The following is a 23,935-nucleotide window of genomic DNA, read 5'->3' as shown; positions in this document are numbered from 1 at the left end:
GAGATAAACTGCCCGTAAAGGCCCGATTGGTGAGGGCTGATAATCAGTGGGGGATGAAGAGAACCCCCACTGATTAAAGTTTCACTTTATGGGATTTCGATATCGGTGAAAGGGGAATAACGATGATTTACTTTGATAATAGTGCGACGACAAAGCCGTACCCGGAAGCCTTGCAATCTTATGTGACAGTTGCAGGAAAGTATTTTGGAAATCCTTCTTCTATTCATTCCCTAGGAGGAGAATCAGAGCGTTTATTAACGCAATCGCGTACGATTGCAGCTCAGCTTCTTCGCACAAAGCCTTCAGAAATTGTCTTTACGTCTGGAGGAACAGAAGGAAATAACCTTGCAATTAAGGGGATTGCGATGAGAAATCGCTCCCGTGGTAAGCATATGATTACAACAAACATTGAACACGCTTCTGTGTTTGAAGCATATAAGCAGCTAGAAAGCCTTGGTTTTGACGTTACATATTTGCCGGTAAATGAAAATGGTGTTGTATCAGTTGAAGATGTGAAACGTGCTCTTCGAGATGATACCATTCTTGTTTCTATGATTCACGTCAATAACGAAACAGGCGCGATTCAGCCTGTTGATGAAGTTGGAAAGTTATTAGCGAACTATCCGAAAGTACGATTCCATGTCGATCATGTACAAGGAATTGGAAAAGTACCGCTTGATTTGTATGAAAGTCATATTGATCTTTGCACAATTTCGGGACATAAGTTCCATAGTGTAAAAGGAACAGGACTTCTATATGTTCGTGATGGTGTAAGGCTCGATCCAGTTTTATCGGGTGGTGGACAAGAGTTGCGTTACCGTTCTGGTACAGAAAACTTACCAGGAATTGTTGCGATGATCAAAGCTTTGCGAATGACTTTAGAAAAACAGTCCGAAAATACGGGGCATCTTCGCGAGTTAAAAGAAGAACTCATCCGTATGTTTAGCGATATGAAGGATGTTACAATTAATACACCGAAAGAACATACGGCACCGCATATTTTAAACGTATCATTTGTGGGATTAAAGCCAGAAATTGTTGTGCATGCTTTGGAAGAACGTGATGTGTATGTGTCAACAAAATCCGCTTGTTCTTCAAGAGCAAACGAAGTAAGCCACGTTTTACTAGCAATGGGCTTGCCGCATGCGGTAGCAGAAAGTGCGATTCGTATTAGTTTAACTGCGGAAAATACGATGGAAGAAGTAAAACAATTCGAAGGAATTATAAAAGAAACATTGCCAAAATTATATGAAGTGATGAGGTAAGGAAAGATGATGACATACGAGTATATTTTAGTTCGCTACGGCGAAATGACAACAAAAGGAAAGAACCGTTCTAAGTTTGTAAGCACATTAAAAGATAATGTGAAACATAAATTAAAAAAATTTACAAACTTAAAAATTGATGCGACGCATGACCGCATGTATATTCAGTTAAATGGTGAAGATCATGAAGCGGTTGCGGAAAAATTGCAAGATGTGTTTGGGATTCACAAGTTTAACTTAGCAATGAAAGTACCAACAGATTTAGAGGAAATTAAAAAAGGTGCACTTGCTGCTTTTCTGCAAGTAAAGGGTGACGTAAAAACATTTAAAATTACAGTTCACCGTTCTTACAAGCATTTCCCGATGCAAACGATGGAACTGCTTCCAGAAATCGGGGGATATGTTTTACAAAATACAGAGGATATTACAGTAGATGTTCATAATCCAGATGTAAATATCCGCATTGAAATTCGAAGTGGTTATAGCTATATTATGTGTGATGAGCGCATGGGAGCTGGCGGTCTTCCAGTTGGTGTTGGCGGAAAAGTAATGCTTCTTCTTTCTGGTGGTATTGATAGTCCGGTTGCAGCTTACTTAACAATGAAGCGCGGCGTATCAGTGGAAGCTGTTCATTTTCATAGTCCCCCGTTTACGAGCGAGCGTGCAAAACAGAAGGTAATTGATTTAGCACAGGAGCTAACGAAGTATTGTAAACGCGTGACACTTCACCTTGTACCGTTTACAGAAGTTCAAAAAACAATTAATAAAGAAATTCCATCTAACTATTCAATGACAATTATGCGCCGTATGATGATGCGTATTGCAGAGCGAATTGCAGAAGAGCGCAACGCACTTGCTCTTACGACAGGGGAAAGTCTTGGCCAAGTAGCGAGTCAAACGTTAGATAGTATGCATACGATTAACGAAGTGACAAATTATCCAATTATCCGTCCGCTTATTGCGATGGATAAACTAGAAATTATTAAAATTGCTAACGATATCGGTACGTATGACATTTCAATTCGTCCGTACGAAGATTGCTGTACAGTCTTTACACCAGCAAGTCCGGCAACAAAACCGAAGCGTGAAAAAGCGAATAAATTTGAATCATACTATGATTTTACACCGCTTATTGAATCTGCTGTTGCAAATACAGAAAAAATGGTATTGCAAACAGTAGAAGTAGCGGAAGAAGAAAAATTCGAAGATTTATTTTAAAACCATAAATTACCATCAAAAGATATGTATGAAGCTATATGGTTTATCACACTCTATACTCACAAGGAGGTGATACCATATGGCAAACACAAGTAAATTAGCAGTTGCTGGTGCGCAAGCTGCTTTAGATCAAATGAAATACGAAATCGCTCAAGAGTTTGGTGTACAACTTGGACCAGATGCAACATCTCGTGCTAACGGATCTGTTGGTGGCGAAATTACAAAACGTTTAGTTTCAATGGCTGAACAACAATTAGGTGGTTTCCAACGATAACAACTATATACAATGGCTTAGAGAGAGTGGGATTTCCCACTCTTTCTTTTTTGTTGTTTTCTGTCAAAAAATAAGAGAAAACATCTACTATTGTAGCCAATTGGTCAAAATATAAACAAATTTGTCAAAAGAAGATAGTTTAAAATTTACAGAAAATTCTTTATTATTAAAGAGAGGATGGACATAATAAAGGGGGAAGAGTATGAACCGGGAAGAGCTATTAGCACCGCCGATGTATAATTTAGTCGAAGAAATGGAGCGTTATGCACATGAGCCAAATAGGCTTGCACTAATTTGGCAAGATGATCAAGGGAATAAAAGGGAAGTCACATACGGGGAATTGTTACAAGGGGCGAATAAAATTGGAAACGCTTTTATAAAAAGCGGTCTTCAAAAAGGGGACAAGCTTCTTATTATGATGCCGCGTCTTATTGAAACATATATGACGTATATTGCTGCGATTAAAGCGGGGTTTGTCGTTATTCCGAGTTCAGAAATGCTGCGCAAAAAAGATATTGAATACCGAATCGAGCACGGAGAAGTAAAAGCGATTGTAAGCTATGAACCGTATGTAGGACAATTCGATGGAATTGAAGCAGTGTATTCCCTTCGTAAATTTGTATTAAGCGAAAAACCGCTAGAAGGCTGGAAGAATATACAGGAAGCGCTTAACACAGAGAGTGCTGCATTAGAAATGGCAGAGACAAAGTGTGATGATATGGTGTTCTTATCGTATACATCTGGAACGACGGGCAATCCTAAGGGCGTTGTACATACGCATGCTTGGGCGTATGCTCATCTTCGTACGAGCGCTGCAAACTGGTTAGCGATTAAAGAAAATGATGTTGTATGGGCAACAGCAAGTCCAGGGTGGCAAAAATGGGTGTGGAGTCCGTTTCTTGCGACGCTCGGTTCAGGTGCAACGGGATTTGTGTACCATGGGAAATTTGATCCGGAAACATATTTACAGTTATTAAGTGATAACAAAGTAAATGTACTATGCTGCACGCCAACTGAATATCGTTTAATGGCGAAAGTGGAAAACTTGCAGCGATATGATCTCTCTTCCTTGCATAGTGCGGTTTCAGCAGGAGAGCCATTAAACAGAGAGGTTATTAATACATTTCGAAATTATTTTCATATAACGGTTCGTGATGGATATGGTCAAACAGAAAATACATTACTAGTTGGCGTATTAAAAGGAATGGAAATAAAACCTGGTTCGATGGGGAAACCGACACCGGGCAATCAAGTTGATATTGTAGATGAAGATGGTAAGCCAGTTCTTCCGGGAGAAGTAGGAGATATTGCAGTACATGTGAAAACACCGGCATTATTTAAACAGTACTATAAAGATCTGGAGCGTACGGCTATGCAATTTCGCGGCGATTATTACATTACAGGTGATCAGGCCAAAAAGGATGAAGATGGCTACTTTTGGTTTGAAGGGCGCGGCGACGATATTATAATTAGCTCCGGCTATACAATCGGACCGTTTGAGGTGGAAGATGCACTGGTTAAACATCCATACGTCAGAGAATGTGCTGTTGTGGCAAGTCCAGATGAAATACGAGGAAATATCGTAAAAGCCTTTATCGTGTTAAAAGAAAATGTTGATGAGCAAGACAGTACGTTAATTCCGCTCTTGCAAGAGCATGTAAAAGAATTAACGGCGCCTTATAAATACCCGCGTAAAATTGAATTTGTGAAAGAATTGCCAAAAACGATTTCCGGTAAAATTCGCCGCGTGGAGCTGCGGAAACGTGAAATGGAACTGGCTTCAAAGTAATATAGCGCACTTCACTCTGCCCGATTCTATTTGAATAGAATTGGTTTTTTTTTGTTTAAGAGGATAGGTTGCTTTATAATGATGTTATAAGAAAATTAAGATAATTAGATTGTTATAAGGGTAAAGTTTAGGGGGAGAGAGGATGTACGGTGTAATTGCTTTATTCGATGAAACAACAGAAAAAGAAATACATGCAGTATGGAATGAGTTGTGCAGAAGCGGGATTTCTTATTATTCTAAAGAAGCTCCTAATAGAAGGCCTCATATTACAATCGCTAGCTATAAAAATTTTGAAGAAGAATCTTTTATAGAAGACATGAATCAAGTTTTACAAGAGACGAGTAACATTCCTATAACGCTAAGTACATTGGGAACATTTTTAGCATCTAAAACAGTATTTCTGTCGCCTGTACCTACAAAAACGTTATTTGATTTTCATCGTAACTTCCATGAGCAAATGAAAAAATATAGCGATCATTCATCTTCATTATATTTTCCTAACAATTGGATTCCGCATTGTACAATTGCTAATCACTTAACGGAAGAAAAATTTCATGAAGCTTTTCAATATTGTACAAACAGAATAGAGAAAATACATGCGGTTATTAGTGAAATTGCTCTAATAAAAGTTGAATATAAAAATGAGAAGTGTGTAAATGCACCTATTATTTTTTCAAAAAGGTTAACGGGTGTCACAAACAATGTTCATAGCTAATCAAAATGGGGGAGAAAAAAATGGGAGAACTTTGGTACGGCGGAAAGATTTATACGATGGAAGAAGAAGGAGCATTCGTAGAAGCAGTTTACTTAGAAAACGGTAAAATTATTGCTGTTGGAAGGAAAGAAGAACTAGAGGCACGGTATCAGCCGAAACAGTTCTTCAATTTAGAAGGGAAAACAATGCTCCCTGGTTTTGTCGATAGCCATATGCATCTTATTGGACACGGAGAACGATTACTTCGCTTAGATTTATCAGCATGCACATCTTATCAGGAAGTACTAAACCTTGTCGCTGAGCGAGTGAAAACAACGAAGCAAGGAGAATGGATTGTTGGCGAGGGCTGGAATGAAAATAATTTTACAGACCGAAAAGATGTACATAAACGGGATTTAGATGATTTATCACGTCATCATCCTATATTATTAAAACGTGTTTGCCGTCATGTAACGTTGGTGAACTCTTATATTCTTGAGAAAGCTGAAATTATGCAAGGTAGAGAAGACCCAAAAGGCGGGAAAATCGGGCGCGATCAACATGGTGAATTCACAGGATTATTGTATGAACAAGCGCAAGATTTAATCGCCCCTATTCTACCAAACATCGATGCAGCTTATTTAACAAAGGCACTGCAAACCACAATTCAAGATTGTTGGAAATATGGACTAGTTGGCGGCCATACAGAAGACTTAAACTACTATGGCGGTTTTCAAAAAACATACAATGCCTTTACGGAAGTGATTCGAGATTTACCGTTTAAAGCGCATCTTCTCGTCCATCATGAAGTAGCACACGAACGTGAGCGATATGAGAATACACATTATATTGAGTTTGGAGCGATGAAAATCTTTTCGGATGGTTCCTTTGGCGGACGAACAGCGCTGCTTAGTGAACCGTATGAAGATGCAAAAGAAACGAATGGCGTTGCTATTTTTTCCCGTACTGAACTTGCGGAACTCGTTAAACAAGCGCGAGAATTCCATATGCCTGTCGCAATTCATACAATTGGTGATCTATCACTTGAATATGTAATCGATGCGCTTGAAATGCATCCGCCAAAAGAAGGGCAGCGGGACCGCATTATTCACTGTCAGCTTGCGCGTGAAGAGTTAACTCAGCGCATGAAGAAGCTCCCGGCAATTTTAGATATTCAGCCTGTCTTCGTTTCTTCTGACTTTCCATCTGTTATTGAAAAGTTAGGAGAGCGGCGTCTGCGGTATGCATATGCATGGAAAACGCTCCTTGCTTCTGGTTTACACTGTGCGGGCGGTTCAGATGCACCAATCGAGCAGGTGAACCCGCTTTTAGGTATATATAGCGCTGTAACAAGAAAGAGCTTTGTGGATGGAAACTGTTACATGCCAGAAGAAAGGTTAACAGTATTTGAAGCTATTTCACTGTTCACAACAGGAAGCGCATATGCGATTGGAAAAGAAGCGAGTCGCGGAAAAATTGTAGCGGGATATGAGGCGGACTTTACTGTATTAGATAGAGATATATTTGACGTGCAGGGAGAGGAAATAAAAGAGATAAACGTTATGATGACGGTTGTGGATGGTGAGGTTGTATACAAGAAATAAAGGCGGCACATGCCGCCTTTATTTCTTATCCCGCTATTCGTGAGCAGTAAAGGCTGGATAAGAGCAGGGAAGAAAACTGCCCGTANNGTTCAACTAACCTTTTGGAGAAGAACACTCCAAAAGGAAGTTTCACTTTATAAAAACGTTCTTTGTACTTTTTCCCAGAACGAATTATTTTTTAGTTTTACTGTTTTGATTTGCTTATCGCTTAAACGAACAACTGCTTTTTCAACTTGTTTAATGCTAAGTGCTTCGTTATCCATACCCATGACAGGATAATCTTTACCATTATGAGTTAATTTTAACGTTAACGTACGATTGTTGCTTAAGATGAATGGAGAGCCAAGTGTCCGGTACGTATTGTTATTTAAGGAAGCAAGCTCACTTACTTGGAAACATGGAATTAATGGATCCACGACAGCTCCGCTTAGTGATTTATTATACGCAGTGCTTCCTGTTGGGGTAGAAACAACTAAGCCATCCCCTCTGAATGTTTCAAAATATAAATCATCGATGTACACATCTAACACAAATGTTTTAATCACGCTAGAGCGTAGTGAAAATTCATTTAAGCAATAAAAAGATGTGTCATGATCGACAGTTACTTGAATTGTTGGATATCTTCTTACTTCAATTTCATTTTTTGTGATTTCTTGAAGGGCGCTATCGACATGATCGATGTGGAAGTCACAGTAAAAGGAAATATCATCTGTTGTCGAAACCCCTGCGTATAAGCAATCCTCACGAAATCCTGTTTTTCTAACAGCCTGCAAAAATGTACCGTCGTCGCCAACACTAATGATAGCGTTTGCGTGCTTTGGGTGGTCTAGTATTGTAAATCCGTTTTTCTTTAAAATGTCATATACTGGGTTCATTTTTTCAATAAGCGTTGCTTTATCATCACCGTAAAAGAAAAATAAATTGCGACGATCTTCCATTTTGTATCCCTCCATGCAGTAAATAATATGTTCAAATACTATATTTCGATAAAAATATGAAAAATCCTTCTGTTTTTAGAAAAATCTATATTTTCAATTTCGTTTATTTTTTTCATATCGTGTCGATAATGGATACGGAATGAAAGGATGGTACGATGAAGTGGCTTGTGATTGGAATTGGAATACTTATTTTGCTTATCTTATTTATTTTGTTATCAAAATTATCGCTGAAAATTAGTTTGTTATATACCGAAACAGAAAAGCAATGTTTGCTTCAAATAAAAATCTGGATGATTCATTATACGTTTGATGTGCTAGAACGAATCGAAAAGCAGCAAAGGAAAACGAGTCAAAAAATTGACAAAGCAGAAGAGGAAGGCGGAACCGAGGATAAATTTGTGGCATGGCTTGACAGTGTAGCGGAGATTATAAAAAGGCTGCAAGAAATCCATACTATGATTAAAGATTTTCTGCAAAAAGTGAAAATCAACAATTGGAGATGGTATTCGCAAATTGGAACAGGTGATGCAGCGAGTACGGGAGTTATTACAGGCTATGCATGGTCAGTAAAAGGAATCATTGTTGGCGCTACCGGTCAATATGTAGAAATTATTGGTGCGCCGCAACTTGAGATTACTCCGATTTTTCAAGGGGAAACTGTAGCATCACATTGTGAATTAACGGCTTCGTTTCGTATATATCGTGCGGTTAAGGCAGTAATTAAGCTGTTTATATTTTTGAAGAAGCAAGGAGTTATTCCGACAGATCATGCGATGCAGCAATAAAGTGAAACTTTAATCAGTGGGGGGTTCTTCATCCCCCACTGATTATCAGCCTCACCAATCGGGCTTTTACGGGCAGTTTATCTCCCGCCTAACTGTTTTAGAAAAGCGGAAGCGGCTCGCTCAGAATCGCAGGACGCCCACGCACCCGGCAGAGAGGCGCTTTTTGCCTCGTCCGAGGGGGCGAAACGACCGGAGATTCTAGCCGCTGGAACTGGACAACAAAGAAATGTGGAAGTGGCTCGTCCAGAATGTGAGGGGGATGGAGCTTCTGACGTAGAGGTGTTTTTTACCTCGTAGGAAGAAGCGAAGCCACCGAACATTCTAGCCACTGGAACTGGACAACAAAGAAATGTGGAAGTGGCTCGTCCAGAATGTGAGGAAGAAGCGAAGCCACCGAACATTCTAGCCACTGGAACTGGACAATGCTTTCACTGAATTTTGAGGTGGGAGTATTACTGCCCACGAATAGCGGGATAAATATAGGGGGGATTATATGGAACATCCAATACAAGGGTTAATGACAACCGCGATGCAGCATTTAAATCATATGATTGATGTAAATACAATCATTGGTGATCCAATTCAGTCACCTGATGGAAGTGTCATCTTAACAGTTTCTAAAGTAAGCTTTGGTTTTGCGGCAGGTGGTAGTGAATTTGGGAAACTGGAAAATAATAATCATCATCCATTTGGCGGTGGTAGCGGCGGCGGTGTTTCCATTAACCCGGTTGCTTTTCTTATTGTAAATAGTGAAGGTGTGAAAGTACTTCATTTAGATAAACAGACGCATATACTTGATAAAATAATGGAATTAGCACCGCAAGCAGTTGATAAAGTGAAAGAAATGATGAACAAACAAAAAGATGAACAGCCGGAGTATGAAATATAAGAAACAGAAGAGCTAACTCAATAAGCACCTATTGAGTTAGCATTTTTTAGTGTCAATCAATATATCGTCCATAATTCGCCAGATATCGGCGAAAGTATTACATTTATCGGCGATATTTATAATATATCGGCGCTTCGACACGATATAAAGACCCTTCGACAATGTTCGGCATGTGTATTGTCCATCTTCTAGAATTGGATCATACCGAAAATTGGACTTTATGGTCAGCTTCTTCTTTTTTCTAAAAACAGAGCGATTCAGTTGCATTCTGTTTACTGAACATCTATCATTTACACTGTACATACTTTGTTTTTAGAAAAGGGAGGATTTTCAAATGGCAAACGTAACGTTTAAAGGAAACCCAATCACTTTAGTTGGCACAGAAGTTAAAGTAGGCGATCAAGCACCGAACTTCCAAGTGTTAGCAAATGATTTATCTCCGGTAACTTTAGAAACATATAAAGGCGCAGTGAAATTGATTAGTGTTGTACCATCTATTGATACTGGTGTATGTGATGCACAAACTCGTCGTTTCAATGAAGATGCAGCTAGCATTGAGAACGCAAAAGTATTAACAATTAGCGTTGATTTACCATTTGCTCAAAAGCGCTGGTGTGCAGCTAACGGTTTAGAAAACGTTGTAACGCTTTCTGATCACCGCGACCTTTCTTTTGGTGAGGCATACGGTATTGTAATGAAAGAACTTCGTTTACTTGCACGTGCAGTATTCGTAGTAGATAGCAACGACAAAGTTGTTTACGCAGAATACGTAAGTGAAGGTACAAGCCATCCAAATTACGAAGCGGCATTAGAAGCAGCAAAAGCTGCGAAGTAATGTAGGCAAGCGATCTCTTCTCAAGGGATCGCTTTTTCTTTTGGGAAAAATTTAGAATGTGGTATGATATAAGTTATGTGTATTTTAGTTTGAAGGAGGAATTTTCGTGAGTTCAACAGTAGAAACATTATTTTCTATTTTTGATTCTTCTGCCGTAATTTTACGTAAAGAATTAAATATAACGTACTTAGAAGCACTTGTAGAAACAGGTGATAATTTATTTGAAGGAACAATTTTACAAGAAGGCTTAGAACAACCAACAATTGAACGATTAGAGCGTGAATATAGCAAGTTTAATGAAGAAAACTATAAAGGCGAAGAAATTCGCAAAGCGTTTCAACTTGCCATCTTAAAAGGGATGAAAGACGGCGTACAAGCAAATCATGAAATGACGCCTGATGCAGTTGGGATGTTTATGAGTTATTTGTTCCATAAATTTATGAAGGATCAAAAAGAAATAACTGTACTAGATCCTGCAGTTGGAACGGGTAATTTATTGACGACAATCTTCAATGGTTACCTAGAAGGTACAACGATGAGTGGCTTTGGAGTAGATGTGGATGACTTGCTTGTTAAACTTGCATTAGTCAATGCAAATTTACAAAAGCAAGCGGTCGAGTTCTTTAATCAAGATGGATTAGCTTCTCTTTATATTGATCCAGTTGATGCAGTTGTGTGTGATTTACCGATCGGCTATTATCCAAATGAAATCGGTGCAAGTGAATATACGTTAAAAGCAGACGAAGGTATGTCTTATGCACATCATCTTTTTATTGAACAAAGTGTCAAACATACAAAAGATGGCGGCTATTTATTTTTCTTAGTGCCAAACTTCATTTTTGAAAGCGATCAAGCACCAAAGCTTCATGCATTTATTAAAGAAACATGTTTTGTGCAAGGTTTACTACAATTACCTGTTTCCATGTTTAAGAATGAAAAAAATGCAAAAAGTATATTTGTTCTCCAAAAGAAAGGGCAAAACATAAACATGCCAAAACAAGCGCTATTAGTAGAATTACCGAAATTCTCTAAAGTGCAAGCGATGGAGAACATTATGCAGCAAATTAATGGTTGGTTTGTTGAGAAAAACTAAAGACGATCATGTATAACAGATATGCACGTATATATAGTACAGTTTTATATTGTTTACAAAATTCAGTAATATATATAGGTGACGAAATTGAAAACTTTAAATCTGTAATATAAAAAAAACGATTGTGTTACAATTTTTTCACTTGAAATATATGTCGTACGATGTTTAAATTAAAATCGTGAGTATTAAATTTTTATCAGTGAAACGGTTCTGTTATCTGAGAAAAATTAAAGACATAAAATTGAGCGGTTTGTGGAGGGATTCCACACAGCTAGAGAAAAAGGGGCGAAAGACTAGATGTCAAAAATCATCGCGATTAATGCAGGAAGCTCTTCCTTAAAGTTCCAATTATTTGAAATGCCAAGTGAAACAGTATTAACAAAAGGTTTAGTAGAACGTATCGGCTTAGAAGATAGCGTATTTACAATTACTGTGAACGGCGAGAAACAAACAGAAGTAACAAATATCGCAGACCATGGAGTTGCGGTTAATATGCTTTTAAACAAATTAACTGCAACTGGTATTATTAAATCTCTTGATGAGATTAGCGGTATTGGTCACCGTGTTGTACACGGCGGTGAAAAATTTCCGGATTCTGCTCTAATTACTGATGAAGTATTAGCAGAAATCGACGCTTTAAGTGAGTTAGCACCACTTCATAACCCAGCACACGTTGTTGGTATTAAAGCGTTCCAAGAAGTTCTTCCGAACGTACCTTCAGTAGCAGTGTTCGATACAGCATTCCATCAAACAATGCCAGAAGAATCTTTCTTATATAGCTTACCGTATGAATACTATGAAAAATACGGCATCCGTAAATACGGCTTCCACGGTACTTCTCATAAGTATGTAACAGAGCGTGCAGCTGAATTATTAGGCCGTCCACTTGAAAGCTTACGTTTACTTTCTTGTCACTTAGGTAACGGTGCAAGTATCGCAGCTGTTGAAGGCGGAAAATCACTTGATACGTCTATGGGCTTCACTCCACTTGCTGGTGTAACAATGGGTACACGTTCTGGTAACCTTGATCCTGCGTTAATTCCATATATCATGAAGAAAACAGGACAAACTGTAGATGAAGTTCTTAACGTATTAAATAAGAAAAGTGGTATGTTAGGTCTTTCTGGATTCTCAAGTGACTTACGTGATATTGAGCAAGCTGAAGAAGAAGGAAATCACCGTGCAGAAGTAGCATTAGAGATCTTTATTGGCCGCATTCATAAATATATCGGTTCTTATGCAGCTCGTATGAAAGGCGTAGACGCAATCATCTTTACAGCTGGTATTGGTGAGAACAGTTCAGTAATTCGTGAGCGCGTATTAGAAGGTCTTGAGTTTATGGGCGTATACTTCGACCCAAAACGCAACAATTTCCGTGGTGAAGAAGCATTCATTAGCTTCCCTCACTCTCCAGTAAAAGTAATCGTAATTCCAACAGACGAAGAAGTTATGATTGCTCGTGACGTAGTACGTCTTGGAAATATTGGTTAATATATGATGAAAAGACGGGATGATTCCCGTCTTTTTTCTGTTATTTTTTGAAAGTAGTTCCGTTAATCCGTTTGGGTATAATGTTTTTTCACCTTGTAAAAATGTTTCAATCGGGACCCATACACCATAAGAGATGTTATCTCCTTCTGTTATTGTGAATCGATTCTGTTTATAAAGTTCTTTGTTTGAAAAATGGGCAGAATACAATTGGACTATTTCATGGCCAATTGTATTGTCTATTTGAAAAATGTTTTCTAAACAGCCTAAGTATGTACTGATTTCTACAGTGACGCTAAGTTCTTCTTCAAATTCTCGGATAACAGTTTGCGCCCCGTATTCCCCAAGTTCAATTGTTCCTCCAAGTGGCCTATAATAATATCCCTCACCAGTTTCATGTTTTCTATTGTATTCTTCAACGAGGATGCAATCATTGTGTTTAATAATGCCTAATGCTTTTGCACGCGGATACATAACATCCCTCCCTTTTTCATTGCGACTTATTTGAAAATAACATATTTTTCAGAAAAAAACAGGGCGTACGGCCTCTCGCAGCAAATATATTACAATATAGAAAAATAATTCAAGGAGATGTTTGTATGCTGTCAAAGGGCGAGGAACGAATTTTACATGATCTAAAAAGCTGGGAGCAGCAACTGGTGCAACACGAATCAACGGATTTTCAGCAAATGTTTGATAAATGGTTAAATCGTACATTTTCGAAGTTGTCAGAGAAGAAACGAAATGAATTTTTTTCAAAAGCAGATGGATGGCTCTTTCATTTACATGCGTTCATGCAAAGCTCGCAGTCGCAGCTCGATGCACGCGGGAGGATTTTGGGGGCGGCGCGTGTGTTTGATGATTCTATTGAACATATTGAAGAAATGAGAGAACTATCCATTCATCAATTAACATACATAGCAGAGCAACAAACAGCTCGTCATCGTTTATATTCTTTCGTGCAAGGAGGAATAACAGGAATTGGCGGCTTTTTATTATTAAGTGCAGATTTTCCTGTATTGATTGCTTTAAATGTGAAAGCCGTGCAGCTTATCGCCACATCATTTGGCTATGATGTGAATAAACCGTATGAAATGATGTTAGCGTTAAAAGTGTTTCATGCGGCTATATTGCCAGCGCATTTGCAGCAGTATGCTTGGTACAATTTACAGCAAGAGTTAGAGCAAGAAGAATCAGCTCCATTCTTTTATGAGGGAGAAGAGGAAGTATTAAATCCAGCATCTGTCCAAGTACTGCTAAAACAAATTTTGAAAACGTTCATTATTTATTCACTGCGCCGTAAGTTGTTTCAAGGTGTGCCAGTGCTTGGAATTGCGGTTGGATCGGCGGCGAATTATCGGTTAACGCGGAGTGTGACAGAATTTGCGAATCGATTTTATCAAATGCGTTATTTACGCCAAAAATAAAAAGCGAAAGGCGGTTGCCTTTCGCTTCTAATTTGTTGCATGTTGTTTTGGTAACGGAATTGCCACTGTTTTCTTTTCCTTTGCTGGATAATAAATTAAATCTAGTACTTTTGCCTGTACAGCAAAGGAAAGAATCGTAAAGGCAATTTGAGTCCATGTTAAATAGTATAGTGAAAGTGCAAGGACAATTACGTCAAAAGCGAAGAAAATTTGCCCAACTGTAAAGCGCGTTTTTTTACTCAATACAATTGTTAAAATTTCATCTCCGCCTGTTGCACCGCCGAATCGTAAAATAAAACCAAGTCCAACCCCAGCTAAAGCTCCGCCTATTACTGCAGCTACAAATAAATAATTAGATAAATCAACCGTAAACGGAGAATAATTTTCCATTAAAGAATAAAACACTCCGAATGAAATTGAACCGATAAATGAATAGCCGACCATTTTTTTACCTAAAAATGTAGCACATAGTAAAATGACTGGAATATCCATTAAAACAGTTGAAATGGATGGTGAAATATCAAAAAAGTTTTGTAAAAACAGTGCGATTCCGACAAAGCCACCTTCAGTTAAGTGGTTTTGAAAATGAATGTGATATAGCACGGTAGCTAAAATAAATGAACCAAGTAAAACCATAAAAATTTCTTTAATAATTTGTCGACTTTGGATGTTCTCCATCGTTATTCCTTCTCTCCGTAGTTAGTAGTTTTTTGTTTTTCATAAACTAACTACGCCTATATAGCAGCAGTTAGTTTACATACGTCTAACTACGCTATATATCACTGAAGAAATAACGAATAATCCTCTCGTCCATCAATTCTCCCTACTTTCGTTTTAGTTTAGGCCTAAAATAGACTAAACAAAACTCAGAGTAGGATTTTTATTTAGCAATCCTATTCTCTTCTAGGTTTTGTTTAGTAAGTGTCAAACAACCTAAACAAAACGCTACGTGTAAGAAGAATCTTTTCGTTGCCAAATTATCCTTCGGGCAATCATAATTTCCCCACTTTCGTATTTTTTTCGCTAGACAAAATATCTAAGCAAAAAAATACGCTACGTGTAAGATTCGTCTTTTCGATGCCACATGCTCCTTCGAGCGATCATGATATCTAAATCCTTTCTGTAAAAGATTTTATACTATTATATCATACTTTTAAAAAATGTATGTTGTTGGAAACTGCAAATGGGCAAAGAAAAACCTACATACTTCGTAAGTATGAGAGGATAAGGTGAAGTGCAGTTAAAGTTTGAGGGGAAATGCTGTAATAAACTAATATTTGCTGTCGAAAGTTTTTTTGTTATGAAAAATGAATTTTTGCTCGTTGGCAATTATATAAATCGCTTCTATGCATGCTAGATGCTCTCGCCCACCGAAAAAGAAAGGGGTTTTTATGTCTGTCTTTCAATCTGTATCAATATAGAAATTCACTTTAATTAATTACATAATATTCATTTTAAAGTGAATATTTCCTATAATTCGAGTCATATAAGGGATGACTGGAGAGATTCGTATGAAAATAATAGATATACAAGCAAGCATAGAGAAAAAAAGAGAGGAACTAACTATTCTTGTAAGAATGTACGGATTTAATCATGAAAAGGTAGTTGTATGCAGCCAAGAGTTAGATGATTTAGTCTATCGTTTGATGGAAAGTACTACTTACCAAGAAAGTATGAATTCTATTTCTGTAAAGAAAAATACGAATAACAATACACATTCACCTTAGCTGGAAACAACATCATTATAATATTCCATACGCTTTTTCATTTAAGTGCATCGTATTTGAAGAAGCTTTCTTTTTTATTTAACTATCTTTGAAAGCGTTTGCGGAAAATGTGGTAGAAAAAAGAAGTCCGTAATAGTTTGATTGGTGGGAAATGTGTCTAGAGAAGCGTTAAAAATTTAAAAACAATGAAATAATAAGATTATATAAATCTGCCAGCAGAAACGAATTAAGCAATTATGAAGAAAGTGTATGAAAAATAGGAAATCATGCTTTGCCTCCATAGATCCTTCTACTTTTACTGGCAGACCTCACATTCCAAAGTATATTTAAATCTCCTATGAAAATAAATTGTATGTAAGAATTAAATGTGTAAACTCCAAATAAGTATTACTGATGTGCCTTTCCTTCAGAAACATTTTGAGTGAGACGATACCAAAGCCAAAGGTCGTTAATGATGGAAGCGAGATCGGCAATTTCTGTATTCAGTTTACAAGAAAGCTCAAAGTTTTCTTCATTATTTAATTTATGTTGTTTCGTATTAATGGTCTGTTCAAGCTCTTGAATCCGGTCAGGTATTTTCCCGCGAATTTGTTCCCACTTTAATAAAATGGTATGCTGCCCAGCGGTAGGAATCTCTTCCCATTCTTCTTGTAAATCAGGTATTTCAATTCCTAGATGTTCATTATATGTGAAATATTGTTTCATGCCTCTTCCCTCCATTTTCTGCTTCCATTGTATCGAAAAAGAGAACGAACTTCGATGGAATTGTTTTAAAAAAATTTGCAAATATTCCTTGCGCCATTTTTAAAAAGATGATAAATTATGAATTAATATTAATAAAAATGAATAAATATTCTTTTCAGGGGGATGTAAAATGGAGAACAAGAAAGTTGTATTAGCATATTCCGGAGGCCTTGATACTTCCGTTGCGATTAAGTGGTTACAAGAAAAAGGATACGATGTGATTGCACTTTGTTTAGATTTAGGGGAAGGAAAAGATTTAGAATTTGTGAAAGAAAAGGCATTATCAGTTGGAGCGATTAAATCGTATATGATTGACGTGCAAGAAGAGTTTGCCAATGAATATGCATTAAAAGCACTGCAAGCCCATACGTTATACGAAGGGAAATATCCACTTGTATCTGCATTATCTCGTCCGTTAATTGCGAAGAAGTTGGTAGAAATCGCAGAGACGGAAGGGGCAAGTGCAGTTGCGCATGGATGTACGGGAAAAGGAAACGATCAAGTGCGTTTTGAAGTTTCGATTCAAGCGTTAAATCCGTATTTAGAAGTAATTGCACCAGTGCGTGAATGGAAATGGTCACGTGAAGAGGAAATTGCCTATGCAAAAGAAAACGATGTGCCAATTCCGATTAATTTAGACAGTCCATTTTCCATTGATCAAAACTTATGGGGACGAAGCAATGAATGCGGAATTTTAGAAGATCCATGGGCAGCGCCGCCAGAAGAAGCATATGAAATGACGGCAGCACTGGAGAATACACCAAACAAACCTGAATTTGTAGAAATTGGGTTTGAAGCAGGAGTGCCAACAACATTAAATGGTGTAGCGTATTCCTTGGCGGAATTAATTAAAACGTTAAATTCTCTTGCTGGTAAGCATGGGGTTGGCCGTATTGATCACGTAGAAAATCGTCTTATCGGTATTAAGTCACGTGAAGTGTATGAATGCCCAGCAGCGATGACGTTAATTACTGCTCATAAGGAATTAGAAGATTTAACGCTTGTAAAAGAAGTAGCGCACTTTAAACCGATGATTGAACAAAAATTAACAGAGCTCATTTATAACGGTTTATGGTTCTCGCCTTTAAAAGATGCTCTTACTGCCTTTTTACAAGAAACGCAAAAACATGTGACAGGTACAGTACGTGTCAAACTATTTAAAGGACATGCAATTGTAGAAGGACGTAAATCGGATTATTCTCTATACGATGAAAAATTAGCAACATATACAGTAGAAGATGAATTTAATCACGATGCAGCAATTGGATTTATTTCATTATTTGGGTTACCGACAAAAGTATATAGCCAAGTGAGTCAAAAGAAGGTGGAGGCATGAGTAAACTTTGGGGCGGTCGCTTTACAGAGCAGGCTGAACAGTGGATCGAGGAGTTTGGAGCTTCCATCTCCTTTGACCAGCAATTAGCAATAGAAGATATAGAAGGAAGTATTGCACATGTTACGATGCTTGTGAAATGCGGCATCGTGACAACGGAAGAAGGAGAAAAAATAAAAAAAGGCCTTCAATATTTACTGGAAAAGGCAAAGAAGCAGGAGCTTGCGTTTTCTGTTGAAGCAGAAGATATTCATTTGAATATTGAAAAAATGTTAATTCAGCATATTGGTGAAGTTGGCGGTAAGCTCCATACAGGAAGAAGCCGTAATGATCAAGTAGCAACTGACATGCATTTGTATTTACGAAATGAAGTGCAGCATATTATCGAGGCAGTGAAGCAAGTGCAGACTGTACTTACAGTGCAAGCAGAAAAACATATTGAAACAATTATGCCAGGATATACACATTTACAGCGCGCGCAGCCAATTTCTTTTGCGCATCATCTTCTTGCGTACTTTTGGATGTTAGAACGTGATGCAAATCGTTTTACAGATTCACTAGGGCGCATTAACATTTCTCCACTCGGAGCCGGGGCACTTGCTGGGACAACATTCCCGATTGATCGTGAATATAGTGCGCAGCTGCTCGGTTTTGATGGGATATATGAGAATAGTTTAGACGCAGTAAGCGACCGTGATTTCATTCTTGAATTTTTAAGTAATGCTTCTATATTAATGATGCATTTATCGCGTTTTTGTGAAGAATTGATTTTATGGAGCAGTCAGGAATTTCAGTTTATTGAAATGAGCGATCGTTATGCAACGGGCAGTAGCATTATGCCGCAAAAGAAAAATCCGGATATGGCAGAGCTCATTCGCGGGAAAACAGGAAGGGTATACGGCAACTTGTTTAGTTTATTAACAGTTATGAAAGGATTGCCTCTTGCTTACAATAAAGATTTGCAAGAAGATAAAGAAGGCATGTTTGATACAGTCCGTACAGTAAAAGGCTGTTTACATGTAATGGCCGGTATGCTTGAGACAATGACAGTGAAAAAAGATAATATGGCGAAAGCTGTTACGCAAGACTTTTCAAATGCGACCGAAATTGCAGATTATTTAGCGAGTAAAGGATTACCATTTCGTCAGGCGCATGAAATTGTAGGAAAGCTTGTCCTTCTTTGCATTAATAAAGGTGTATATTTACTTGATCTACCGTTAGCAACTTATCAAGAGATGAGCCCATTATTTGAGGAAGATTTATACGAAGTCCTTTCGCCGTACGCCGCAGTAAAAAGAAGAAACAGTGCAGGCGGTACAGGATTCGAACAAATTGGGCAAGCACTTCAAAAAGCGAAAGAGCGAGTAGAAATCCCCGTGAACATGTAATATTTCACGGGGGTTTTCATGATTGTTACATATATTTAATTAATGTACTTTCTAATGCTTTCATTCTTTGCAGAGATGTTGTTTGCCGTTTACGGGTTGTGGCAATTCCAAACATAATATTTTTAGAATCTAGACTATGTGTTCGATAAGAGTTTGTATCTGGATTTTTTCCTTGTAGTTTTCGATGAGCGTAGAATAAAATATGTCCGAGTTCATGCGCAAGTGTATTTTCTAATGCAGATTTTGTGAGAATAATATGATTAAACCGGCTTTGTGTCATAAGGGAAGGGAATGATCGTCCCGTTGTATTACTTGAGAGGTGTCTTGCGTTTGTATAAAAGATTGAAATGCTGCTTGGATTTGGAAAGAGGTATTTTCTTTCATTAAATAAGTGCTTTATGTTTTTACTTTGTTTTTTTCGAAATGAAGTATCATTCGTTCGAACTGAAAAATCTTTCAGTGTTGTGATGCTAGTAATAACAAATTGTATATTCCATATTTTTATTGCTAACTCAACTTGCTGCTTAATTTGTTTTTCTGATACACTACAGCCGGGAAGAGTGAAGATACATAAGTTTATAAATGGAGTAGTGCGTTTGCTTTTGACTGTAGTTTCGCTGGTTTTTTCCTTTTCATTATTCAAAAATAATCACACCTTTATGCTTGGACATATATATAGTGTATGCATAAAGGAAAAGGTTGCTTGTATAATATAAGCAACCTAGCGTCTATATTTTTTAGTCGTATTTGTGTTTTCCTTCTGTAATGCGAATATATTCGATGTCCATTAAATCACGAAATAGTGCACCATGACTTAATTCTACACCGTGTTTATCTTTAAAGTGGGCACAAATTGTTTCTACCATGTCGATTTCCTGGCCATTTAGGTCTAGAATAATACGCTCAGAACTTTCCATGTTATTTCCCCCATTCTTTTTTTCTTATCATAACCGCAGAAGATAATTTTATTTCAAAGGAATGAAAAAAACACCAAGCCATTGCATAGAGGCTTGGTGCTGATTTGTCCCGCATTAACGGGCAGTAAAACCCCCACCTCAAGATTTAGAGAGAATCGACGAAGATAGGTGGGGGATAACTGCCCGTAAAAGCCCGATTGGTTCAACTAACCATCAGTGGGGGATGAAGAAAACCCCCACTGATGGAAGTTTCACTTTATCAAAGTTATTAAATTTCGCCTTGTTCTTCTTCGCCGCGAACAACAAGGACATCGCATTTCGCATAGCGAATAATATGTTCAGAGACGCTACCGATTAAGAAACGTTCTACTGCATTTAAACCAGTTGCACCGCAAATAATTAAATCAACTTTGTTTTTTGGTGCAATATCTTTTGAGATTTTTGATTTTGGATTACCAAATTCTAATACAGTTTCTACTTTTGTAAGTCCTGCATCTAGTGCAACCTTTTTGTAGTCTTCTAACAAATCTTCAGCAAATAAATTTGCGCGCTCTGCGATTGCACGGCTATATGCTTCTACTGCAGAATAAGCCTTGACGTCAACGATATGAGCGATTGTTAATGTAGCATCATTACGCTTTGCAACTTGAATTGCTTTTTTAAATGCTTTTTCAGCTTCCTTAGAACCATCAACTGCGATTAAAATATTTGTATATGTAGTATTCATGAACGATTCCTCCCCGATTTATAAGCGTTATAACTCTTTACATCTTTATTATAAAGTAAATTATGGAAAATTATTTGACAGAAACGTTACAGAATTTCGAAAACTCTGTTTCAAACATCTTAGTTGTAATTGTATAAAGAAGTTGTTACATATGAAATATAGCAAGAAAAAAGGAGGCTTATGTTTGTGAGACATGCGCTCATTACAGCCGGTACAAAAGGTTTAGGGAAGAAAGTAACAGAGAGTTTATTACATAAAGGATATTCGGTAACAGTGACATATCGCAGTGATATACAAGCGGTAGAAACATTAAAGCGGCAATATGAAAATCTTGCGCATCGCATGCAATTTGTGCAAGCGGATGTAACGAAACAAGAAGATTTACATACAGTAGTAACAAAAGCGATGGAACGTTTTGGTCGTATTGACTTTCTTATTAATAATGCAGGTCCTTACGTATTCGAGCGTAAAAAATTAGTTGAATATAAAGATGATGAATGGAATGAAATGATTCATGGTAATTTAACGGCCGTATTTCACTTACTAAAGCTTGTTGTTCCGATTATGCGCCAGCAAAAATTTGGTCGCATTGTGAATTATGGATTTCAAGGAGCGGATAGTGCACCAGGATGGGTATATCGCTCTGCTTTTGCGGCTGCAAAAGTTGGACTAGTTTCGCTTACGAAAACAATTGCTTATGAAGAAGCTGAATATGGAATTACATCAAATATGATATGTCCCGGTGATATTATTGGTGATATGAAAGAAGCGACAATTGCGACGGCGCGTACATTACCTGATTCTCGTACACCAATTGGGCGTTCTGGTACAGGGGAAGATATCGCTCGTGCAATTTCTTTTTTATGTGAAGAAGATTCAGATATGATTACGGGCACCGTTATAGAAGTAACAGGAGCAGTTGATGTCATTCATCGACATCGTCAAAATTAGACAAATTCTATCGGACAACTTGTATTGTTTTTGTCAAAAAATGAAAATGTATGATAAAATATAAGGGTATAGAAAGCGTTTTCTAAAAGTATAGATGCTATAATTAGCCAGGGATAATTTTTATAATTTCAAGGGGGAATTTCCAATGCGTATCGGTGTACCAACAGAAATTAAAAACAATGAAAATCGTGTAGCAATGACGCCAGCGGGTGTTGTTCATTTAGTTCACAACGGTCATGAAGTTTTTGTTCAAAAAGGTGCTGGTTTAGGGTCTGGATTTACAGATGAAGCGTATGTTGAAGCAGGCGCAACAATTGTAGAAACAGCACAAGAAGCTTGGAATCAAGAGATGGTTATGAAAGTAAAAGAGCCAATTCCAAGTGAATACGGCTATTTCCACGAAGGTTTAATTTTATTCACATACTTACACTTAGCTCCAGAACCAGAATTAACAAAAGCATTAATTGACAACAAAGTAGTTGGTATCGCTTATGAAACAGTTCAATTAGACAACCGTTCTTTACCATTACTTGCACCTATGAGTGAAGTAGCAGGTCGTATGTCTGCGCAAATTGGTGCACAGTTCCTTGAAAAAAATAAAGGCGGTAAAGGTATTTTACTTGCTGGCGTTCCGGGAGTAAAATGCGGCAAAGTAACAATTATCGGCGGTGGCCAAGCTGGTACGAACGCAGCGAAAATTGCCGTTGGTCTAGGAGCGGATGTAACAATTATCGACTTAAGCCCAGATCGTCTTCGTCAATTAGATGATATCTTCGGCAACCAAGTAGCAACATTAATGTCTAACCCATATAACATCACAGAAGCTGTAAAAGAATCTGACCTTGTGATTGGTGCCGTATTAATTCCAGGTGCAAAAGCGCCAAAACTTGTAACAGAAGAAATGATTCAATCTATGGAACCAGGTTCTGTTGTAGTTGACATCGCAATTGACCAAGGTGGTATTTTTGAAACAACTGACCGCATTACAACACATGATAATCCAACTTACGAAAAACATGGCGTTGTTCACTATGCAGTTGCAAACATGCCAGGTGCGGTTCCACGTACATCAACACTTGCGTTAACAAACGTAACAGTACCATACGCAGTACAAATCGCAAACAAAGGTTACAAAAAAGCTTGCTTAGATAACACTGCCTTATTAAAAGGTATTAATACATTAGATGGCTACGTAACATTTGAAGCAGTTGCAGAAGCGCATGGTTTACAATATGCCGATGCAAAAGAGCTTCTTGAAAAAGCACCTGCTTTATCATAAGAAAGACTGTAAAGCGACTATCGGCTGATAGTCGCTTTTATTATTATTTCATACGTGTTCGAGCCGTTTCACGTTGCCTATTTACAGAAACAGATTCTCCTGCTTTAGCTAACCCAAAACGCGGCATATTTACATATACACTTTCATATTGGCCTTTCTCAATCACATATGTTTCATGAAAAATACCAACTGTTTTCGTTTTGGAAGCTTTTAGGTTGAAATTTTTCCAAGCATCTACATGTAAGGAGGCATGACGTGCATAATGTTCAAGGACTTCAAAGGATTTCCAATATTGAATTTGTAAAATGGTACGGCCGTTGAAGAAAGATTCTGTACCGAGAAAACCTAGTTCCTTATTTTCATATAACTCTTTCAGCATTCCACCCATTGCCCGGGCTACTGGTAACCATTTTGAAACAGCAAATAGTTTATCATATCTGGCGAGAAGACCCCCATCTCAAGCGTGAAACGGTAGGTGGGAGATGAATCGCTTTTTTGTGATACTACGTCAAGATAATAGACACAGATTTCTACCGCGCTTTCGCTCGGTGACCTTCATAAAAAATTTTA

Annotated in this window: 22 protein-coding genes and 3 pseudogenes; 17 read left to right on the top strand and 8 right to left on the bottom strand. The window is 37.7% G+C overall.

Features of this window, described 5'->3' with window-relative positions; translation table 11 throughout:
• The first annotated feature begins 122 nt into the window (after positions 1–122).
• The 6 genes from V7024_RS05585 (at position 123) to V7024_RS05560 (ending at position 6,844) form a co-directional block, all read left to right on the top strand.
• On the top strand, positions 123–1,265 hold the full coding sequence (locus V7024_RS05585) for a cysteine desulfurase family protein (protein WP_335516784.1): 1,143 nt from the start codon (positions 123–125) through the stop codon (positions 1,263–1,265).
• Positions 1,266–1,271: 6 nt separating this feature from the next.
• A complete protein-coding gene (thiI, locus tag V7024_RS05580) occupies positions 1,272–2,483 on the top strand; it encodes a tRNA uracil 4-sulfurtransferase ThiI (RefSeq protein ID WP_335516781.1) in 1,212 nt (403 codons plus the stop codon).
• A 79-nt stretch (positions 2,484–2,562) separates the two neighbouring features.
• Positions 2,563–2,757, top strand: coding sequence for an alpha/beta-type small acid-soluble spore protein (locus tag V7024_RS05575; RefSeq protein WP_335516778.1), 195 nt, complete (start codon positions 2,563–2,565; stop codon positions 2,755–2,757).
• A 202-nt stretch (positions 2,758–2,959) separates the two neighbouring features.
• Positions 2,960–4,546, top strand: coding sequence for an acyl-CoA synthetase MbcS (gene mbcS, locus V7024_RS05570; RefSeq protein WP_335516776.1), 1,587 nt, complete (start codon positions 2,960–2,962; stop codon positions 4,544–4,546).
• A 142-nt stretch (positions 4,547–4,688) separates the two neighbouring features.
• Positions 4,689–5,261, top strand: coding sequence for a 2'-5' RNA ligase family protein (locus tag V7024_RS05565; RefSeq protein WP_335516774.1), 573 nt, complete (start codon positions 4,689–4,691; stop codon positions 5,259–5,261).
• A 20-nt stretch (positions 5,262–5,281) separates the two neighbouring features.
• The gene (locus V7024_RS05560; protein ID WP_335516768.1) at positions 5,282–6,844 is read left to right on the top strand and encodes an amidohydrolase; all 1,563 of its coding nucleotides are present in this window, start codon (positions 5,282–5,284) and stop codon (positions 6,842–6,844) included.
• Positions 6,845–6,978: 134 nt separating this feature from the next.
• Here the strand turns inward: V7024_RS05560 and V7024_RS05555 are convergent, their stop codons facing one another.
• Positions 6,979–7,782: an NAD kinase gene (locus tag V7024_RS05555; protein WP_335516766.1), complete on the bottom strand. Its 804-nt coding sequence runs from the start codon at positions 7,780–7,782 to the stop codon at positions 6,979–6,981.
• Positions 7,783–7,937: 155 nt separating this feature from the next.
• Between V7024_RS05555 and V7024_RS05550 the strand changes: the two genes are divergently transcribed.
• The 5 genes from V7024_RS05550 to V7024_RS05530 all read left to right on the top strand — a co-directional run bounded on the left by V7024_RS05550 (position 7,938) and on the right by V7024_RS05530 (position 12,875).
• A complete protein-coding gene (locus tag V7024_RS05550; RefSeq protein WP_335516763.1) occupies positions 7,938–8,567 on the top strand; it encodes a DUF2953 domain-containing protein in 630 nt (209 codons plus the stop codon).
• 493 nt (positions 8,568–9,060) lie between these two features.
• The gene (gene ytfJ / locus V7024_RS05545; RefSeq protein WP_020060145.1) at positions 9,061–9,456 is read left to right on the top strand and encodes a GerW family sporulation protein; all 396 of its coding nucleotides are present in this window, start codon (positions 9,061–9,063) and stop codon (positions 9,454–9,456) included.
• Between the two features lie 334 nt (positions 9,457–9,790).
• Positions 9,791–10,291, top strand: coding sequence for a thiol peroxidase (tpx, locus tag V7024_RS05540; RefSeq protein WP_335516759.1), 501 nt, complete (start codon positions 9,791–9,793; stop codon positions 10,289–10,291).
• Between the two features lie 106 nt (positions 10,292–10,397).
• Positions 10,398–11,384, top strand: a complete 987-nt coding sequence (locus V7024_RS05535; protein WP_335516755.1) for a class I SAM-dependent methyltransferase — start codon at positions 10,398–10,400, stop codon at positions 11,382–11,384.
• Between the two features lie 297 nt (positions 11,385–11,681).
• Positions 11,682–12,875: an acetate kinase gene (locus tag V7024_RS05530; protein ID WP_335516752.1), complete on the top strand. Its 1,194-nt coding sequence runs from the start codon at positions 11,682–11,684 to the stop codon at positions 12,873–12,875.
• Between the two features lie 45 nt (positions 12,876–12,920).
• Here V7024_RS05530 and V7024_RS05525 read toward each other — a convergent pair.
• Positions 12,921–13,346 (bottom strand): annotated as a pseudogene (locus V7024_RS05525) (NUDIX hydrolase); the annotation flags it as partial.
• A 125-nt stretch (positions 13,347–13,471) separates the two neighbouring features.
• On the opposite strand from V7024_RS05525, the gene V7024_RS05520 reads away from it, so the two are divergent.
• Positions 13,472–14,299 (top strand): EcsC family protein, encoded by an 828-nt coding sequence (locus tag V7024_RS05520; RefSeq protein ID WP_335516749.1) that lies wholly within the window; start codon positions 13,472–13,474, stop codon positions 14,297–14,299.
• A gap of 27 nt (positions 14,300–14,326) precedes the next feature.
• Here V7024_RS05520 and V7024_RS05515 read toward each other — a convergent pair whose 3' ends face one another.
• Positions 14,327–14,977, bottom strand: a complete 651-nt coding sequence (locus V7024_RS05515) for a YitT family protein (RefSeq protein ID WP_335516746.1) — start codon at positions 14,975–14,977, stop codon at positions 14,327–14,329.
• Positions 14,978–15,810: 833 nt separating this feature from the next.
• Between V7024_RS05515 and V7024_RS05510 the strand changes: the two genes are divergently transcribed.
• Positions 15,811–16,026 (top strand): aspartyl-phosphate phosphatase Spo0E family protein, encoded by a 216-nt coding sequence (locus V7024_RS05510; protein WP_335516742.1) that lies wholly within the window; start codon positions 15,811–15,813, stop codon positions 16,024–16,026.
• A 387-nt stretch (positions 16,027–16,413) separates the two neighbouring features.
• On the opposite strand, the gene V7024_RS05505 is transcribed toward V7024_RS05510, so the two are convergent.
• The gene (locus V7024_RS05505; RefSeq protein WP_335516739.1) at positions 16,414–16,731 is read right to left on the bottom strand and encodes a radical SAM protein; all 318 of its coding nucleotides are present in this window, start codon (positions 16,729–16,731) and stop codon (positions 16,414–16,416) included.
• Between the two features lie 169 nt (positions 16,732–16,900).
• Here V7024_RS05505 and V7024_RS05500 point away from each other — a divergent pair, with 169 nt between their 5' ends.
• Both V7024_RS05500 and argH read left to right on the top strand, forming a co-directional pair.
• Positions 16,901–18,106, top strand: a complete 1,206-nt coding sequence (locus V7024_RS05500) for an argininosuccinate synthase (RefSeq protein WP_335516736.1) — start codon at positions 16,901–16,903, stop codon at positions 18,104–18,106.
• A complete protein-coding gene (argH, locus tag V7024_RS05495) occupies positions 18,103–19,491 on the top strand; it encodes an argininosuccinate lyase (RefSeq protein ID WP_335516733.1) in 1,389 nt (462 codons plus the stop codon). The genes V7024_RS05500 and argH overlap by 4 nt, the downstream gene beginning before the upstream one ends.
• Before the next feature lie 25 nt (positions 19,492–19,516).
• On the opposite strand, the gene V7024_RS05490 is transcribed toward argH, so the two are convergent.
• From V7024_RS05490 to V7024_RS05480, 3 genes are all read right to left on the bottom strand, one after another.
• Positions 19,517–20,134, bottom strand: coding sequence for a hypothetical protein (locus tag V7024_RS05490; protein ID WP_335516731.1), 618 nt, complete (start codon positions 20,132–20,134; stop codon positions 19,517–19,519).
• 94 nt (positions 20,135–20,228) lie between these two features.
• Positions 20,229–20,408: a ProA domain protein gene (locus tag V7024_RS05485; protein ID WP_335516727.1), complete on the bottom strand. Its 180-nt coding sequence runs from the start codon at positions 20,406–20,408 to the stop codon at positions 20,229–20,231.
• A 268-nt stretch (positions 20,409–20,676) separates the two neighbouring features.
• On the bottom strand, positions 20,677–21,135 hold the full coding sequence (locus tag V7024_RS05480; protein WP_020060158.1) for a universal stress protein: 459 nt from the start codon (positions 21,133–21,135) through the stop codon (positions 20,677–20,679).
• A gap of 151 nt (positions 21,136–21,286) precedes the next feature.
• Here V7024_RS05480 and V7024_RS05475 point away from each other — a divergent pair.
• A pseudogene (locus V7024_RS05475) lies at positions 21,287–22,086 on the top strand (SDR family oxidoreductase).
• A gap of 145 nt (positions 22,087–22,231) precedes the next feature.
• Entirely contained in the window at positions 22,232–23,365 is a 1,134-nt protein-coding gene (gene ald, locus V7024_RS05470) for an alanine dehydrogenase (protein WP_335516723.1), read from the top strand.
• A 43-nt stretch (positions 23,366–23,408) separates the two neighbouring features.
• On the opposite strand, the pseudogene V7024_RS05465 reads toward ald, so the two are convergent.
• Positions 23,409–23,795 (bottom strand): annotated as a pseudogene (locus V7024_RS05465) (DUF4188 domain-containing protein); the annotation flags it as partial.
• Between the last annotated feature and the right edge of the window lie 140 nt (positions 23,796–23,935).

The sequence above is a fragment of the Bacillus sp. JJ864 genome, from assembly GCF_036963045.1.
Lineage (GTDB): Bacteria > Bacillota > Bacilli > Bacillales > Bacillaceae_G > Bacillus_A > Bacillus_A pseudomycoides_C.
Note: the sequence above shows the minus strand (reverse complement) of the source record. Positions and strands in the feature narration are given on the sequence as shown.